Raw genomic sequence first — 15,032 nt, forward strand, 5'->3', positions numbered from 1 at the left:
TATTAACCGTTAAACACTTTAGTTAGAGAAACTCCTCTCATTCTTGCAATTTCTTCCGGTCTTCTGATGTCTAACAATGCTTTGAAAGTAGCTTTCACCACATTGTGAGGGTTTGAAGATCCTTTGGATTTTGAAAGGATATCATGAACACCAGCAGACTCAAGTACCGCTCTTACCGCACCACCGGCGATAAGCCCTGTACCGTGAGAAGCAGGTCTCAGGAAGATATCTGCACCACCATATCGGGCAGAAGTCTGGTGAGGAATGGTGTGGTTCATTACAGGAACCTTCACTAAGTTTTTCTTAGCATCTTCTACCGCTTTAGCAATAGCAGAGGCAACTTCCTTAGATTTTCCTAAACCGAAACCGATAGTTCCCGCTTCATCTCCTACAACAACAATTGCAGAAAATCCGAAAGCTCTACCTCCTTTAGTTACTTTTGTTACTCTGTTAACAGCTACGAGACGATCTTTAAGTTCCAATCCTCCCGGTTTTACTCTTTCTATATTATCTAGTCCTAACATATTTTCCGAAATTTAATGATTAGAATTTAAGTCCTCCTTCTCTCGCACCGTCAGCAAGAGCCTTAACTCTTCCGTGATATACGAATCCGTTTCTATCAAATACTATATTTTCGATTCCTGCAGCAATAGCCTTGGCAGCAATCGCTTTACCCACAGCAGCAGAAACATCAGTTTTAGTACCGTTAGCGTCAACTCCTTTCTCTCTGGAAGAAGCGGAAGCTAAAGTTTTCCCACTGTTATCATCGATTAACTGAGCGTAAATTTCCTTATTACTTTTATATACAGATAATCTTGGCAATTCAGAAGATCCGGAGATTTTTCCTCTTACTCTTCTTTTTATTCTTATTCTTTTTTCTAATTTACTTAATGCCATAATACTTATAATTTATTAAGCAGATTTACCAGCTTTACGTCTAACAATTTCCCCAACGAATCTTACACCTTTTCCTTTGTACGGCTCAGGCTTTCTGAATGAACGGATTTTCGCCGCTACCATTCCAAGAAGTTGCTTGTCATAAGACGTTAAAGTAATAATTGGATTTTTACCTTTTTCAGTCAATGTATCTACTTTCACTTCCGCAGGAAGCTCCAATACAATACCGTGAGAGAATCCTAAAGCCAACTCAAGTTTCTGACCTGTGTGTGATGCTCTGTATCCTACCCCTACTAATTCCAGTTTCTTTTCGAAACCTTCATTTACACCAACGATCATGTTGGCAATTAACGCTCTGTATAAACCGTGAAGCGCTTTGTGTTGTTTAGACTCGGATGGTCTGCTTACTGTAAGTATACCATCATTCTGTTCTAAAGTAATTCCTGCTGTAAGCTCCTGAGAAAGTTCTCCTTTTGGACCTTTGGCCGTTACCACACCGTTGTTTTCAGTGATTGTAACTCCTGCTGGAATTGTTATAATTGCTTTACCAATTCTTGACATTTTCCTGTGATTAAAAATTAATAAACATAGCAGATTACTTCACCGCCTACTTTCTCTTCTCTAGCTTTCTTGTCAGTCATTACTCCTTTAGAAGTAGAGATGATAGAAATACCCAAACCATTCAGTACTCTTGGAAGTTCCGTAGAACCTTTGTACTGTCTCAAACCTGGTCTAGAAGCTCTCTGAATAGACTTAATAGCCGGTTTGTTGGTTTGCTTGTCGTACTTTAAAGCGATTTTGATTGTTCCCTGAACAGCGCTATCTTCAAACTTAAAGTTTAAGATATACCCCTGATCAAATAAAATCTTAGTAATCTCCTTTTTGATTTTCGATGCAGGAATTTCCACCACTTTGTGGCCTGCGCTTTGTGCGTTCCTTACTCTTGTTAGGAAATCTGAAATTGGATCTGTTACCATTTTTCTTTTATAAATTATTGGTTAAAGAACAATCAGTATTGCGAGGACTTGAAGAATAAAATATCAGACTTCAGAAAACTTCGGTCTGATATTTCGTATCTCTAGTATCCAGACAACTTAATTGTCCCGATTTTTTATTGGGTAATAATTACCAGCTGGCTTTCTTAACTCCCGGGATAAGACCGTTGTTTGCCATTTCTCTGAAAGTTACTCTGGAAATTCCGAACGTTCTCATGTATCCTCTTGGTCTTCCTGTTAATTTACATCTGTTGTGTAATCTTACAGGAGAAGCATTTTTTGGTAATTTCTGAAGTCCTTCATAATCACCTGCCTCTTTAAGAGCTTTTCTTTTGTCAGCGTATTTAGCAACTAGTGCTTCTCTCTTGCGCTCACGCGCTTTCATTGATTCTTTAGCCATCTCTTAATTCTTTTTGAATGGTAAACCGAAGTGAGTTAATAATGCTTTCGCTTCTTTATCTGTTTTAGCAGTAGTTACGAAAGTGATGTCCATCCCTTGGATTTTTTTCACTTTGTCGATAACGATCTCAGGGAAAATGATCTGCTCAGTAATTCCTAAGTTATAGTTACCTCTACCGTCGAAACCGTCAGCCTTGATTCCAGAGAAATCTCTGATTCGCGGCAATGCAGAAGAAGTTAAACGGTCTAAGAACTCATACATTTTGTGTGCTCTTAAAGTAACTTTAGCTCCTACCGGCATTCCTTTTCTCAATTTGAAGGCAGCTTCATCTTTCTTAGATATGGTACCAACAGCCTTTTGGCCGGTGATATTGGTAAGCTCTTCTACAGCATAATCAATGATTTTTTTGTCTGCAGTGGCATCACCTAATCCTTGGGAAAGGATGATTTTTTCCAATTTAGGTACTTGCATTACTGACTTGTACCCAAATTCTTCCATCATTGCAGGAACAATTGTTTCTTTATATGCTTTCTTGGGTCTTGCTATATATTCCATGTGTTATTTAAAATTATAAAGTTTCACCCGTTTTTCTATCGATTCTTACTTTCTTATCTCCTTCAGTCTTGTAACCTACTTTGATCGCTTTTCCGTCTTTACCAACTAAAGCTACGTTTGAGATATTAATAGAAGCTTCTTTTTCAGTAATTCCTCCTTGAGGGTTTGAAGCGGAAGGCTTAACGTGTTTTTTAACGATGTTAAGTCCTGCTACAATAACTCTCGGGTCTTTTCCTTCTTTTTTAATCACTTCAATAACTTCACCCGTTTTACCTTTGATATCTTTTTTACCAGTGGTAATGATTACGTTATCTCCTCTTTTTATTTTTAACTTTGACATTTTTTTAAAATTTTAAATATTAAAGTACTTCAGGAGCTAATGAAATGATTTTCATATATTCTTTGTCTCTCAACTCACGGGCAACCGGTCCGAAAACACGGGTTCCTCTCATTTCTCCTGCTGCGTTTAGCAATACACAAGCGTTGTCTTCAAATTTGATGTATGAACCATCTTTTCTTCTTACCGCTTTTTTAGTTCTTACTACGACAGCTTTAGATACCTGACCTTTCTTTGCATTTCCTGATGGTGTGGAATCTTTGATAGTAACAACGATCTTATCACCAACTGAAGCATATCTTCTTCTGGTTCCTCCCAGAACTCTGATAACCAATACTTCTTTAGCACCTGTGTTATCAGCAACTTTTAATCTTGATTCTGTTTGTAACATTATTACTTAGCTTTTTCAATGATTCTTACTAATCTCCATCTCTTGCTCTTGCTCATAGGTCTAGTTTCCTGGATCAGAACTGTATCACCTTCTGTGCATTCGTTGTTCTCGTCGTGTGCAGTATATTTTTTCGTCTTCAAAACGAATTTACCGTACATCGGGTGCTTTACTCTCGTAGTCTCACTAACAACAATAGTCTTTTCCATTTTATTGCTGGAAACCACTCCGATTCTTTCTTTTCTTAAATTTCTATCCATTGTAAAATGAAATTATTGTTTGTTAGTTAACTCAGTATTTAGTCTAGCGATTGTTCTTCTCAAATCTTTGATTTGGATCGGGTTTTCAACTGGACTGATAGCATGAGCCAATTTCAATTTAGAATATTGAGCTTTTGCTTCAGTTAGCTGAGCTTGAATATCACCCGCGCTTAAATTTTTAATATCAGCTTTTTTCATTGTATACAAAGATTAAAGGGGTTTAACAAAATCGTTAGCAACGATGAATCTGGTAACTACCGGTAATTTCTGTGCAGCAAGCCTAAGTGCTTCCTTTGCGATTTCGTAAGGTACTCCTCCGATTTCGAACATAATTTTACCAGGCTTAACTACAGCTACCCAATATTCCACAGCACCTTTACCTTTACCCATCCTTACTTCGGCGGGTTTTTTAGTAATCGGTTTATCCGGGAATATTTTGATCCATAACTGGCCTTCTCTCTTCATATATCTTGTCGCAGCAATACGCGCAGCTTCAATTTGTCTGGCAGTGATCCAAGCACCTTCTGTCGCCTTGATCCCGAAAGTTCCATAAGCAAGTTGATTACCTCTCTGGGCAATCCCCTTCATCTTCATCTTATGAACTCTACGGAATTTGGTTCTTTTTGGTTGTAACATAATTTCTAAATTTTAGATTTTAGATTTTAGATTTTAGATTTTTCTTATTTTAAAAAAGTAACGGTAATTTAAAATTCAAAATTTCTATCTAAAATTTTTAATTATTATTGTTATTATTGTTATTGTTTTTTCTAGGTCCTCTGTTATCCCTTCTGTCGCCTCCTCCTCTGTTATCTCTTCTGTCTCTGTCTCCTGAAGGGCCACCTTTTTTCTGTTGTCCCACTAGAGGAGAAAGTTCTCTTTTACCGTAAACTTCACCTTTCATGATCCAAACTTTAACACCTAGCTTTCCGTACTGAGTCAATGCCTCACCAATGTGATAATCGATATCAGCTCTGAAAGTTGACAAAGGAATTCTTCCGTCTTTGAAAGATTCACTTCTTGCCATTTCAGCACCGTTCAATCTACCGGAGATCTGAACTTTGATACCTTCTGCACCCATTCTCATTGTACCGGCGATCGCCATCTTAACAGCTCTTCTGTAAGAGATTCTGTTTTCGATCTGCTTAGCGATGCTGTCAGCTACCAATACTGCGTCAAGCTCAGGTCTTTTGATTTCGAAAATGTTGATTTGAATATCCTTCTTTGTAAGTTTCTTCAATTCTTCTTTCAATTTATCAACTTCCTGACCTCCTTTACCGATGATTAATCCCGGTCTAGCAGTAGTGATTGTAACTGTAACTAATTTTAATGTTCTTTCAATATAAATTCTTGAAATTCCACCTTTAGATAATCTAGCCTCAAGGTATCTTCTGATTTTGTAGTCTTCAGCGATTCTGTCTCCATAATCGTTTCCACCGAACCAGTTAGAATCCCATCCTCTGATGATACCTAATCTATTACCAATTGGATTTGTCTTCTGTCCCATACCTTGATTAATTTTCTTTTGTACCTAAGATTAACGTAATGTGGTTTGATCTTTTTCTGATTCTGTACCCTCTACCTTGTGGAGCCGGTCTCAGTCTCTTCAATTGTCTTGCACTGTCTACAAAAATTTCTTTAACGATAAGGTTTGCCTCTTCAATATCAGCACCTTCGTTTTTTGCCTGCCAATTGGCCATGGCTGAAAGTAAGACTTTCTCTAACTTGTTAGAGGCATCTTTCTTAGAATATTTTAGAATATATAAAGCTTTGTCTACTTCTACTCCTCTGATGATATCAGCTACCAATCTCATTTTTCTCGGAGAAGACGGGCAATCATTATGTAATGCTTTTACTACATCCTGATTTGTTAATTTACGTGCTAATGCACTTTCTCTTTTTCTTGATCCCATGATTATCTGCTACCTTTATTTTTGTTACCACCATGACCTCTGAAAGATCGTGTTGGAGAAAATTCTCCTAACTTGTGACCTACCATGTTTTCTGTAACGTAAACCGGGATAAAAGATTTCCCGTTGTGTACAGCAATAGTTTGTCCTACGAAGTCCGGAGAGATCATAGACGCTCTAGACCAAGTTTTGATAACTGTCTTCTTACCAGACTCTATATTTGCCTGAACCTTCTTATCTAAAGTATATGCGATGAATGGTCCTTTTTTAAGTGATCTTGCCATAATTATTTTCTTTTAGATATGATATGACGGTTAGACGCTTTGTTTTTCTTTCTGGTTTTGTACCCTTTAGCCGGCATACCGTTTCTAGATCTTGGGTGACCTCCGGAAGAACGTCCTTCACCACCACCCATCGGGTGATCCACAGGGTTCATTACTACCGGTCTTGTTCTTGGTCTTCTTCCTAACCATCTGCTTCTACCAGCCTTACCTGATACCGTTAACTGATGGTCTGAGTTAGAAACTGAACCAATCATTGCCATACATTCAGTAAGGATCATTCTTGATTCTCCTGAAGGCAATTTGATGATTGCATATTTTCCGTCTCTTGAAGTCAATTGGGCTGAAGAACCAGCACTTCTTGCTAAAATAGCACCCTGACCAGGTTTCATTTCAACACAAGAAATTACAGTACCCAATGGAATATTTTTCAATTTCATTGCGTTCCCTACGTTAGGTTCTACGCTTTCTCCTGAAACCACTGTCTGATCTACCTTGATACCGTTCGGAGCGATGATATACCTCTTCTCTCCGTCAGCATATTCTAATAAAGCGATAAATGCAGTTCTGTTTGGATCATATTCTACAGTTTTTACCGTTGCTTCAATATCTGCTTTGTTTCTTTTGAAGTCGATAATTCTGTATTTCTTTTTGTGTCCACCGCCGGTGTAACGCATGGTCATTTTACCAGTTTGGTTACGCCCACCTGACTTACTAATACCAACGGTCAGAGACTTCTCTGGTTTGTTGGTAGTAATTTCCTCAAAATTGTTAACAACTCTGAATCTCTGTCCCGGGGTGATAGGTTTTAATTTTCTAACAGACATTACTATTATTTATAATTAATAATTAATTTACAGCAAAAATATCGATAACCTCACCTTCAGCAAGTTTGATTACCGCTTTTTTCAATTTGTTTGTCTTTCCAACCTGAAGACCTTTTTTAGTGTATTTTGAAGAAACCTTCGGAGCATAAATCATTGTATTAACGTCTGCTACTTTTACACCGTAAGCTGCTTCCACAGCTTTTTTAATCTGGATTTTATTCGCCTTAGGATTTACTAAGAAAGAATAAGAACCTCTTAAATCTGTAAGGTAATTAGCCTTTTCTGATATAACTGGTTTAATGATAACTGACATGACTTATTTCTTTAAATTTTCCTGGAATTTCTCAACTGCACCTTCAAAGAACACGATTTCACCTGCATTAACCAAGTCATAAGAACTGATTTCATTGAAGTTCTTTACTTTGGTTTTAGGTAAGTTTCTTGAAGATAAATACACATTCTTGTTAGCTTCAGGAAGTACAAATAAAGCTTTCTTATCGTTTAATGCCAAAGCATCCAATACGGTGATGAAATCTTTAGTTCTAGGAGCGTTCAAGCTCATATCTTCCAAAACTCTGATGCTGTTGTCTCTCATTTTCTGAGATAAAACAGATTTTTTTGCCAATCTCTTAAGCGCTTTGTTCAATTTGAACCTGTAGTCTCTCGGTTTTGGTCCGAATACTCTACCTCCACCTCTGAAAGTCGGAGATTTAATATCACCGTATCTTGCAGAACCAGATCCTTTTTGCTTCTTAAGCTTTTTAGTAGAAGCGGTAATTTCGCTTCTTTCTTTAGATTTATGAGTCCCCTGTCTTTGTGCGGCAAGGTACTGTTTAACTTCTAAGTAAACCGCGTGCTGATTTGGCTCAATTCCGAATACTGTTTCGTCTAGAGTTACTTTTCTTCCGGTTTCTTTTCCTGATGTATTTAATACTACTAGTTCCATTTTCTGATAATTACATAAGAATTTTTCGCTCCCGGAACAGCACCTTTTACTACTAAAAGATTTTGTTCTTGATCCACTTTTAACACTTGAAGGTTTTGAACAGTTACCTGCTTACCTCCCATTCTGCCTGCCATTCTCATCCCTTTGAATACTCTAGATGGATCTGAACCCGCACCGATAGAACCTGGAGCTCTAAGCCTGTTGTGCTGTCCGTGAGTTGCCTGCATTACACCTCCAAAGCCGTGTCTTTTAACAACACCCTGGAAACCTTTACCTTTTGAAGTACCTGTTACATCTACGAATTCTCCTTCGCCGAATAATTTCACAGTTACATCTTCTCCTACCGTTACTTGGTCTACGAATTCTCTGTAGAACTCTACCAACTTAGCTTTAGGAGCTGAACCAGCCTTTTTAAAGTGGCCAGCTAACGCTTTACCAACGTTCTTCTCACTCTTGTCATCGAAACCTAACTGAACTGACTTATAGCCATCCTTTTCAATGGTTCTGACCTGTAAAACCGAGCACGGACCGGCTTGAATAACTGTACAAGGAATGTTTTTTCCTTCTTCGTTAAACAAAGACGTCATACCGATTTTCTTACCAATAATACCTGACATTGTTTATATTATAATAAAATTTATCTTCTGTTTTTGCCATTTTAAGGAATCTAAAGCAATTTCTACGTTTGATATAGGCATACCATGTCCTAAAATGAGTGTGCAAATTTATGAATAAATTTATAACTGACAAATATTTACTGCAAAATATTTTGATTTTTAGTGATTTACACAAAACATAGCTATTCATTTCCCTGGTAAAAAAATAAATATCTTCATTCCTGTAATATGAAATGTAAAAATAGCGTGTTCGCATTAAAGATATCCAATCAGTCAAAGGATTAATTTCTGAGCAATATCAGATGCAGGTTTATCTATAGCAATGTCATCCTGACAATCTGTCTTATATCAAAAAGCCGTTGAAAAAACGGCTTTTAAACTCAGACAGACATTAAGGATTTAATTCGATAGGATTGTTTTTTCGTTTCATTTTATCCTTTACCCGGGCTTCAGCATTTGAATCAAGGGTAAAACCGCTTTTTGCAATTTCAGAAATAAGATTATCCTGGGTATTTTTCAGTGCTTTATAAAAATCTGATTTTGCCACTTTTTTTCCGTTAGCCCTCTTCTCTGCGATCCAGAGAACAGGCTTGTCCGCGAGAGTTTTGTAACTTAGCAATTCAAATTTGTAATGATTTTTTGAATCTTCTATTTCCACAATGAGCCCCGGGAGCCCATAAAATTTATAAGGACCATCCGAAATAGGGATATCATTGGTAAACCAGGCCTTATAGCGGCGTCCCGCATAAGAAACAACAGCAGCCTGACATTTCAGGTTTCCGATATTCTTTTTTTCTTCAGTAATCTGCCAGTTGAAAGCGGGATTCTCTTCATAAACAAAATCATTTCTAATAATTCTGTCATAGAAAAGAACGTGGCCTTTTACAGGATCTTTTATAATCCGGTACGTAAAATTGGTTTTAGGGATATTGGAAAGGTCAATATTTGAAACAGATGTGTTTGATCCTTTAGCCATTTCAGCCATGATAGAATCTCTTTTGTATGAATTCATGCTCATAAACTGCGATTTATTCTTCCCCCGTTCTAATATAAAATATTCTTCACTCATGTTTGCCTTATCCAGAGAATCATTACGGCTTGTCAATAGATACACATATTTTGATTCTATGGCATCAATGTCAATTGATTTTTGCCCATATAAACTGCAGGCAATTAGAAAAAACAGCCATGTTATTCCAACTTTTTTAAACATATTTTATGTATTTTACACCACAAAAGAGGATCTAGATCCTCTTTTGTGATTTATTAATCAAGATTTGTAACTTATTAGTTTCCGCACAAAATGTCATCTGCAATGATAACAATGTCTATAATATCGCCTAGTGTCTCACCGCAAGCCTCCCCTGTAACGCCACAAGAAAGAGTAACAGGCACACAGGCATAAGCTTTTCCCTCACCTGAAGTTTGTTCTGCTTCAGATAATGTTTCGGTTTCCACAGCAATAGTGTTTGCACTCATTGTTCCGGCAACTGCAAATGCCGCCATAAGAATTAATTTTTTCATGATAATTATTTTTAAATTTGATTTCACTAAAGTATGAATAAAATTAATACCATCAAAATAATTATCAATAAATATCAGATTAATTAATATTATAATTTAATAAATCAACTTTATGTTTAATATAATACATCAATAAAGCTTATATTACAGACAATATAACAATAATGCATTTGTTGATACAAGGTATAGTTTCTAACTTTTAACCACTCTATTTATTACATTTAAATGATTTTTTAAACTATGATAGGTTAGAGATTTTCGTAAGATCAGTATTGCCATAATAAGATAATATTAATTTCCTAGCCCTAATCAAATCTCCCGAGCCTCTTGCATCTAAAATTATAACATTTAAAAAGTGCCGACTAAAAGAAATCAATATGATTTTACGGTGTAATTTTTGATACAGTATTTTTAATTTTTTAAACATTATTTCCCAATGAAAAAGCTATTTTCACTGCTTCTGTTATGTATAGGCATTATTACATTCGCCCAGTCAAAAGCCCCGTTTACCGGAAAAAGAGATTTCGTTATTGAGCAGGCAGCCAGCGGTTCCGGAACACCGGCCTATTATCTCGATGTGAGAACCAATGGTGATGTACATTTTGGCTTTGTCCAGGTAAACCAGGCCGATGGTGCGGAAACCAAAGAAAACATCAATGCCGGAAAATACAATCCGAAAGTCATGAAGGTACATTTTAAGACTTACAATGAAACTTTTTATGTAAAATTCGATAAGGAGAAGATCTACCTTACCGATGCAAAAGGGAATATTAAAAAATCAGACGATTGCTGCCCGGTTTCCGAAATGGCGTATACAAACTGTGATTGCGGCGGCAAACTGTACCGGTAATGAAAGCCTTTAAATTCCTATTGCTTTTACTCTTTTTAATCTTCACATCCTGCATAAAGAAAGAGCCCCATCCGTATACCTTTTATTACTGGAAAACAAAACTTTCTTTAGACGCAACAGAAAAAAAGGCATTGGATAAGGCATCCATTCCCTACCTCTACACAAGGTTCTTTGACATTGATAAGATTAATGGGAAACTTCAGCCTGTAGCAACGATCACAAAAGACAATAGCTTTATTCCGGTAAAAAAAATTGTTCCGGTTATTTTTATCACGAACCATACGTTTCTTGATATCAGCAAAGAAGAAATCAGATTTCTTGCAAAAAGCATCTGCGATCTGGTTCAGAAAAAAACTTCACAGTATGGCTTGAAGACCCATACTGAAATCCAGATCGACTGTGACTGGACCGAAGGAACCCGCAATGACTATTTTAACTTTCTTAAAGAATTAAAAGCAATCTCAGGAAAAGAAGTCACCTGTACCCTGCGTCTGCATCAGGTAAAAGATAAAAACCAGACCGGCATCCCGCCTGTAGAAAAAGTATATCTGATGTGCTACTCCACTTCCTCGCCTTTGGAAAACTCGGATAAAAATTCAATTCTGGACGTTAATACTCTGAAAAGCTATTTAGCCAGGCTTGATGAATATCCTGTTAAGCATATTGAAGTGGCCCTTCCAGTTTATTCTTGGGGAATTGTTACCAATTATCTTGGAAAGCACAAATTAATCAATGCCCTATCTGAAAAAGATCTTGAAAATCCGGATTTCAAAAAACTTTCGGAACATGAAATTGAAATTCAGAAGGACGGATTTTATTTCGGAAATTATTTAAATAAGGGATTCAGGATTAAAATTGAAGAAATTTCTGATGAGCAGCTTCAGGAGGTTGTCCATTTCCTGGAGAAAAAAATACCCCATTTTAATATCGTTTATTATCAGTTGGACCATAAATTTATTGCAGAGCAGAATTTTGATTTTTAAATGCTGATCCTTAAATAAAAACACTTAATATTAATATGAAAAAGCACTTACTTTCACTGGCAGTTATTTCCCTGTTCTATACGGAATCACATGCCTGTGCATGGTCGGATCCGGACTATGAATATTTTAATCTGTTCACGCAAAGCATTATTAAGGATAAATCCTATCTTCCTTTCCTGCACAGCTATTCGACGAGATTTTATACGGATTTCAAACCTTCACAGATTCCTGATGAAAACACAGACTCCTGGAAACGGTTTTTCAACAACCAGTTCACTTATGCAGAAACCGATTATCTGGTGAATAAAATGAGCCTGAATGATCTCAATGCTCTGAAAAAAGGCAATCCGACAAATCAGCTGTTCATCAAAGCTGGACCCGGTTTTTATCAAAAGTACCGTGAAGCTATCGACTACCTCATTGAGGCAAAATACCTGGAACCGTATATGAGGATCAACTTTGTTGAAGGCGCGGATTCATTTTATTATAGCGGTCCTCAAAATGACAAAAATGCAACCAGTCTGGATTATAACAAGACCATTTCAGCATTAACGTCTTTGTATCATGCAGCCCAAAATCCTGAAATCAAACAACGGTACGGATATCAGCTGGTACGGTTCAATCATTACACCAGAAATTATGATGCTGCCCTCAAGGCTTTCAAAACATACGTTGAACCGATCAGGCTAAAGGGCGCCCCTTACATCATGGCTCTTGACCAGCTGGCCGGAGCGCAGAGAGGATTGGGACTGAATAGCGACGCAAACTGGAACTTCTTTCAGGTTTTCAAAAACAGCCGAAGCCGGAAAGAATCTGCTTTTGTCTCCATGAAGCTTTCGGATACGGCCTCATTTAATAATATACTGAAACGGGCAGGCAACGCCGATGAAAAAAATATGGCTTATTTTCTTTTAGGATATGAAGATTTTAATAATCCGATTCCGATCATGGAGAAAATGTATGAAATTAATCCCGACTCTGAGATCCTGAAAGTAATGGCTGTAAGAAGCATCAATGAACTTGAGCGGAGCTACCTCCCGATTTATTATTACCAGAACGATGATACCAGCCCCGCAGTCAATACCAAATCTCCGGGTAAAAGTTCAGATGCGAGTACTACCGCACAAGCTGCCGAGCCTAAGAAAGAAGAACTCTCTTTTTGGCAAAAGATTATAAGGTTTTTTAAGAATCTCTTCGGAGGATCTAAAAACAAGGCGGATGACGGCAATAAGGACAATCAGAGTGATGATGAACTTATAGACAATCCCAACAGGATTCCTGTTTTCACCAAAAACAATTACTACTATGATGAACAGACCAAAGACTTTCTGGATGCCCTGGAAAAATTCACTGATAAGGCTAAAGAAAATTCTAAAGATGAATACTGGCAGATCGCTGATGCCTACCTTAAATTCCTGAAAAAAGATTATAAGGGCAGCACTGAAATATTGAATGACATCACCACCGACAATCCGGAATACCTGGAAGAGATCAAAAGAATGAAGGTACTAAATGATATCGTATCCAGGCCAAAAATTGATGCAGCGTACGAAAACCACCTGATGAAAGATTATGCCGAGTATTTCACGGAAAAACCTGAAACGGAAAATAACAGCACGCAGACTGATGGTGACTTTTATAGTGAAGTGCCGTCAACAGCTGAATTTCTTAAAGATGTACTGGCCAACCGGTATTTCCTTCAGGGAGAAGATGGAAAATCTTTTTTAATGAATAATAAGCTTTCGGATCTTCAGTACAATCCCAATTCTGTCCTAGTAAAAAGTGTGGAAGCCTTTTACAGAAAACCCGATAAAACCCGTTTTGAGCAACAGATCATTGCTAAGAATATTAATGATGTTGGGAACATCGATGCATTCTTTGCCGTGATCTATGGTGACCGTGCCATGAAGCTGGCTGATTTTAAAACCGCCCGGTCCTATTACGCAAAAGCGCAAAACTTTTCCGGAGTTCCGAGATCAGAATGGAACAATGACCAGAAAAAAGTAGCGCCACTTCAATATACTGCTACGGCTTACAATGGTTTCAACAATATTCCGGATCTTGTTTTTGGGCACAATGTCTGGGAAAGCTACCAAAGTAGTTCCGAAGAAAGCATGAAAAAAGAAGATTATACCGCATTTCCTTTTATCAGGCCTGCGATGAACAAGCTCCAGCTGACGGACGTAGTGCTTCAGCTGAAACAGATAGGCAGCGAACAGGATGAAAGAGCGGCAAAGGCTAATCAACTTATTGGCAACTTGTTATATAATACATCAGTATTAGGATACTACAGGCAATTGTTCGTGATGGATCTTGATAATTCGAACGGAGGAAAATACGACTTTCAGGTAACAGACAAAAGAAATCCGTATCAGTACTATTATAAAAACTTCCTTGACCGTTCTTACATAGAACCTGATAATTTCGATTTCGCCATCAGTTATTATAAAAAAGCGTTGGCACTCTCTGACGGCAAGGAACAAAAAGCCAGGATTCTATTTCAAATGGCCAGCGCAGAACAGGGAAAATATTATCAGTATGAAACAAAAAACCCTTCTAAAACGGACTATTCTGATCCGAAATGGAGTGAGAAAAATGATGCTTACCAACAACAGCTTGATCAGATTAAAAACCAAAAATACAGAACCTATTTTGCCATACTGAAATCCCAGTATCCCGATACGGAAACGGCAAAAAGCCTTATGGGAAGCTGCTCGTATTTCGGTTACTTTATGAAGTAGTTTAAATAAAAAAGAGGAATCATTTCGATTCCTCTTTTTTTTGCTGTTCCAGCCATTGCTGGTGCTTTGTCCTGAAGACTTCATCTTTATGATCCTGGTTTCGCTGTGCGGCATCAATGGAATGTGAAGCATGGATGTCCTCATCTTCTTCCGCAAAGTCGGCAAGCTTTTCATAATAGCAATGAAGCTGATCGAGTTCTTTCTCTGTAAGATCCTCAATATCCACAATCCTGTTGCTTGCCTTTTCGTTGGCCGCAATCAGCTCATTAAGCTTGATCTGAATCGCTTTAGAATCTTTATTCTGGGCTTTCTGAATCAGGAAAACCATCAGAAAAGTAATGATGGTTGTCCCCGTATTGATGACCAGCTGCCATGTTTCGGAATATTTAAAAACCGGCCCTGAAGCTGCCCATATAATGACAATTAATGTGGCACCAATGAAAGCATAGGAACTTCCGGTAAATTTTGTTGCCCAATTTGAAAATTTCTCAAAGACATTTTTATCTGAAACTGACATCGTATTG

Annotated in this window: 24 protein-coding genes; 3 read left to right on the forward strand and 21 right to left on the reverse strand. The window is 37.5% G+C overall.

Features of this window, described 5'->3' with window-relative positions; all coding sequences use genetic code 11:
- Positions 1 to 2: 2 nt before the first annotated feature.
- The 20 genes from rpsE to H561_RS0111905 form a co-directional block, all read right to left on the reverse strand.
- Complete coding sequence (gene rpsE, locus H561_RS0111810; RefSeq protein ID WP_027387203.1) at positions 3 to 524, reverse strand: 30S ribosomal protein S5; 522 nt, start codon at positions 522 to 524, stop codon at positions 3 to 5.
- Between the two features lie 19 nt (positions 525 to 543).
- On the reverse strand, positions 544 to 897 hold the full coding sequence (gene rplR / locus H561_RS0111815; protein ID WP_027387204.1) for a 50S ribosomal protein L18: 354 nt from the start codon (positions 895 to 897) through the stop codon (positions 544 to 546).
- Between the two features lie 15 nt (positions 898 to 912).
- Positions 913 to 1,458 carry a 50S ribosomal protein L6 gene (gene rplF, locus H561_RS0111820; protein ID WP_027387205.1) on the reverse strand — a complete coding sequence of 182 codons (546 nt, stop codon included), beginning with the start codon at positions 1,456 to 1,458 and terminating at the stop codon, positions 913 to 915.
- Positions 1,459 to 1,475: 17 nt separating this feature from the next.
- On the reverse strand, positions 1,476 to 1,874 hold the full coding sequence (rpsH, locus tag H561_RS0111825) for a 30S ribosomal protein S8 (RefSeq protein WP_027387206.1): 399 nt from the start codon (positions 1,872 to 1,874) through the stop codon (positions 1,476 to 1,478).
- Positions 1,875 to 2,022: 148 nt separating this feature from the next.
- Positions 2,023 to 2,292 (reverse strand): 30S ribosomal protein S14, encoded by a 270-nt coding sequence (rpsN, locus tag H561_RS0111830; RefSeq protein ID WP_027387207.1) that lies wholly within the window; start codon positions 2,290 to 2,292, stop codon positions 2,023 to 2,025.
- 3 nt (positions 2,293 to 2,295) lie between these two features.
- Positions 2,296 to 2,847, reverse strand: coding sequence for a 50S ribosomal protein L5 (gene rplE, locus H561_RS0111835; RefSeq protein WP_027387208.1), 552 nt, complete (start codon positions 2,845 to 2,847; stop codon positions 2,296 to 2,298).
- 13 nt (positions 2,848 to 2,860) lie between these two features.
- Complete coding sequence (gene rplX, locus H561_RS0111840) at positions 2,861 to 3,187, reverse strand: 50S ribosomal protein L24 (protein ID WP_027387209.1); 327 nt, start codon at positions 3,185 to 3,187, stop codon at positions 2,861 to 2,863.
- A gap of 19 nt (positions 3,188 to 3,206) precedes the next feature.
- Positions 3,207 to 3,575 (reverse strand): 50S ribosomal protein L14, encoded by a 369-nt coding sequence (rplN, locus tag H561_RS0111845; RefSeq protein WP_007839504.1) that lies wholly within the window; start codon positions 3,573 to 3,575, stop codon positions 3,207 to 3,209.
- Between the two features lie 2 nt (positions 3,576 to 3,577).
- Positions 3,578 to 3,832, reverse strand: a complete 255-nt coding sequence (gene rpsQ / locus H561_RS0111850; RefSeq protein WP_027387210.1) for a 30S ribosomal protein S17 — start codon at positions 3,830 to 3,832, stop codon at positions 3,578 to 3,580.
- A 12-nt stretch (positions 3,833 to 3,844) separates the two neighbouring features.
- Positions 3,845 to 4,030, reverse strand: coding sequence for a 50S ribosomal protein L29 (gene rpmC, locus H561_RS0111855; protein ID WP_027387211.1), 186 nt, complete (start codon positions 4,028 to 4,030; stop codon positions 3,845 to 3,847).
- A gap of 12 nt (positions 4,031 to 4,042) precedes the next feature.
- Positions 4,043 to 4,468 (reverse strand): 50S ribosomal protein L16, encoded by a 426-nt coding sequence (gene rplP / locus H561_RS0111860; protein WP_027387212.1) that lies wholly within the window; start codon positions 4,466 to 4,468, stop codon positions 4,043 to 4,045.
- Between the two features lie 97 nt (positions 4,469 to 4,565).
- A complete protein-coding gene (rpsC, locus tag H561_RS0111865) occupies positions 4,566 to 5,336 on the reverse strand; it encodes a 30S ribosomal protein S3 (RefSeq protein WP_027387213.1) in 771 nt (256 codons plus the stop codon).
- Between the two features lie 7 nt (positions 5,337 to 5,343).
- Entirely contained in the window at positions 5,344 to 5,742 is a 399-nt protein-coding gene (rplV, locus tag H561_RS0111870) for a 50S ribosomal protein L22 (RefSeq protein ID WP_027387214.1), read from the reverse strand.
- Positions 5,743 to 5,744: 2 nt separating this feature from the next.
- Positions 5,745 to 6,023, reverse strand: a complete 279-nt coding sequence (rpsS, locus tag H561_RS0111875) for a 30S ribosomal protein S19 (protein WP_027387215.1) — start codon at positions 6,021 to 6,023, stop codon at positions 5,745 to 5,747.
- Positions 6,024 to 6,025: 2 nt separating this feature from the next.
- Entirely contained in the window at positions 6,026 to 6,847 is an 822-nt protein-coding gene (rplB, locus tag H561_RS0111880; RefSeq protein WP_027387216.1) for a 50S ribosomal protein L2, read from the reverse strand.
- Positions 6,848 to 6,869: 22 nt separating this feature from the next.
- Positions 6,870 to 7,160 carry a 50S ribosomal protein L23 gene (gene rplW / locus H561_RS0111885; RefSeq protein WP_027387217.1) on the reverse strand — a complete coding sequence of 97 codons (291 nt, stop codon included), beginning with the start codon at positions 7,158 to 7,160 and terminating at the stop codon, positions 6,870 to 6,872.
- A gap of 3 nt (positions 7,161 to 7,163) precedes the next feature.
- Complete coding sequence (gene rplD / locus H561_RS0111890) at positions 7,164 to 7,793, reverse strand: 50S ribosomal protein L4 (protein ID WP_027387218.1); 630 nt, start codon at positions 7,791 to 7,793, stop codon at positions 7,164 to 7,166.
- Positions 7,784 to 8,410, reverse strand: a complete 627-nt coding sequence (gene rplC, locus H561_RS0111895) for a 50S ribosomal protein L3 (protein WP_027387219.1) — start codon at positions 8,408 to 8,410, stop codon at positions 7,784 to 7,786. Before rplC ends, rplD begins: the two co-directional genes overlap by 10 nt.
- Positions 8,411 to 8,801: 391 nt before the next feature.
- On the reverse strand, positions 8,802 to 9,623 hold the full coding sequence (locus tag H561_RS22410; protein WP_051349366.1) for a GLPGLI family protein: 822 nt from the start codon (positions 9,621 to 9,623) through the stop codon (positions 8,802 to 8,804).
- Positions 9,624 to 9,697: 74 nt separating this feature from the next.
- Entirely contained in the window at positions 9,698 to 9,934 is a 237-nt protein-coding gene (locus tag H561_RS0111905; RefSeq protein ID WP_027387220.1) for a hypothetical protein, read from the reverse strand.
- Positions 9,935 to 10,370: 436 nt separating this feature from the next.
- Between H561_RS0111905 and H561_RS0111910 the strand changes: the two genes are divergently transcribed.
- Genes H561_RS0111910 through H561_RS0111920 form a run of 3 tightly spaced genes read left to right on the forward strand, consistent with a single transcriptional unit; the run spans position 10,371 to position 14,508 of the window.
- The gene (locus tag H561_RS0111910) at positions 10,371 to 10,784 is read left to right on the forward strand and encodes a hypothetical protein (RefSeq protein WP_027387221.1); all 414 of its coding nucleotides are present in this window, start codon (positions 10,371 to 10,373) and stop codon (positions 10,782 to 10,784) included.
- On the forward strand, positions 10,784 to 11,767 hold the full coding sequence (locus H561_RS0111915) for a hypothetical protein (RefSeq protein ID WP_027387222.1): 984 nt from the start codon (positions 10,784 to 10,786) through the stop codon (positions 11,765 to 11,767). Before H561_RS0111910 ends, H561_RS0111915 begins: the two co-directional genes overlap by 1 nt.
- Before the next feature lie 35 nt (positions 11,768 to 11,802).
- On the forward strand, positions 11,803 to 14,508 hold the full coding sequence (locus H561_RS0111920) for a hypothetical protein (RefSeq protein ID WP_027387223.1): 2,706 nt from the start codon (positions 11,803 to 11,805) through the stop codon (positions 14,506 to 14,508).
- Positions 14,509 to 14,527: 19 nt separating this feature from the next.
- Here H561_RS0111920 and H561_RS0111925 read toward each other — a convergent pair whose 3' ends face one another.
- Entirely contained in the window at positions 14,528 to 15,025 is a 498-nt protein-coding gene (locus H561_RS0111925) for a low affinity iron permease family protein (RefSeq protein ID WP_027387224.1), read from the reverse strand.
- Between the last annotated feature and the right edge of the window lie 7 nt (positions 15,026 to 15,032).

The sequence above is a fragment of the Chryseobacterium gregarium DSM 19109 genome, from assembly GCF_000430845.1.
Taxonomy (GTDB): domain Bacteria; phylum Bacteroidota; class Bacteroidia; order Flavobacteriales; family Weeksellaceae; genus Chryseobacterium; species Chryseobacterium gregarium.

Coding starts and splice junctions, on each gene's coding strand:
- rplX (WP_027387209.1), bottom strand. CDS start 3,187: ATGTCAAAGTTAAAAATAAAAAGAGGAGATAACGTAATCATTACCACT.
- H561_RS0111925 (WP_027387224.1), bottom strand. CDS start 15,025: ATGTCAGTTTCAGATAAAAATGTCTTTGAGAAATTTTCAAATTGGGCA.
- rpsC (WP_027387213.1), bottom strand. CDS start 5,336: ATGGGACAGAAGACAAATCCAATTGGTAATAGATTAGGTATCATCAGA.
- rplR (WP_027387204.1), bottom strand. CDS start 897: ATGGCATTAAGTAAATTAGAAAAAAGAATAAGAATAAAAAGAAGAGTA.
- rpsQ (WP_027387210.1), bottom strand. CDS start 3,832: ATGGATAGAAATTTAAGAAAAGAAAGAATCGGAGTGGTTTCCAGCAAT.
- rplV (WP_027387214.1), bottom strand. CDS start 5,742: ATGGGATCAAGAAAAAGAGAAAGTGCATTAGCACGTAAATTAACAAAT.
- rplC (WP_027387219.1), bottom strand. CDS start 8,410: ATGTCAGGTATTATTGGTAAGAAAATCGGTATGACGTCTTTGTTTAAC.
- rplP (WP_027387212.1), bottom strand. CDS start 4,468: ATGTTACAACCAAAAAGAACCAAATTCCGTAGAGTTCATAAGATGAAG.
- H561_RS0111915 (WP_027387222.1), top strand. CDS start 10,784: ATGAAAGCCTTTAAATTCCTATTGCTTTTACTCTTTTTAATCTTCACA.
- H561_RS0111920 (WP_027387223.1), top strand. CDS start 11,803: ATGAAAAAGCACTTACTTTCACTGGCAGTTATTTCCCTGTTCTATACG.
- rplD (WP_027387218.1), bottom strand. CDS start 7,793: ATGGAACTAGTAGTATTAAATACATCAGGAAAAGAAACCGGAAGAAAA.
- rpsS (WP_027387215.1), bottom strand. CDS start 6,023: ATGGCAAGATCACTTAAAAAAGGACCATTCATCGCATATACTTTAGAT.
- H561_RS22410 (WP_051349366.1), bottom strand. CDS start 9,623: ATGTTTAAAAAAGTTGGAATAACATGGCTGTTTTTTCTAATTGCCTGC.
- rpsH (WP_027387206.1), bottom strand. CDS start 1,874: ATGGTAACAGATCCAATTTCAGATTTCCTAACAAGAGTAAGGAACGCA.
- rplF (WP_027387205.1), bottom strand. CDS start 1,458: ATGTCAAGAATTGGTAAAGCAATTATAACAATTCCAGCAGGAGTTACA.
- rpmC (WP_027387211.1), bottom strand. CDS start 4,030: ATGAAAAAAGCTGATATTAAAAATTTAAGCGCGGGTGATATTCAAGCT.
- rplN (WP_007839504.1), bottom strand. CDS start 3,575: ATGTTACAAACAGAATCAAGATTAAAAGTTGCTGATAACACAGGTGCT.
- rplE (WP_027387208.1), bottom strand. CDS start 2,847: ATGGAATATATAGCAAGACCCAAGAAAGCATATAAAGAAACAATTGTT.
- rpsE (WP_027387203.1), bottom strand. CDS start 524: ATGTTAGGACTAGATAATATAGAAAGAGTAAAACCGGGAGGATTGGAA.
- rplW (WP_027387217.1), bottom strand. CDS start 7,160: ATGTCAGTTATCATTAAACCAGTTATATCAGAAAAGGCTAATTACCTT.
- H561_RS0111910 (WP_027387221.1), top strand. CDS start 10,371: ATGAAAAAGCTATTTTCACTGCTTCTGTTATGTATAGGCATTATTACA.
- H561_RS0111905 (WP_027387220.1), bottom strand. CDS start 9,934: ATGAAAAAATTAATTCTTATGGCGGCATTTGCAGTTGCCGGAACAATG.
- rplB (WP_027387216.1), bottom strand. CDS start 6,847: ATGTCTGTTAGAAAATTAAAACCTATCACCCCGGGACAGAGATTCAGA.
- rpsN (WP_027387207.1), bottom strand. CDS start 2,292: ATGGCTAAAGAATCAATGAAAGCGCGTGAGCGCAAGAGAGAAGCACTA.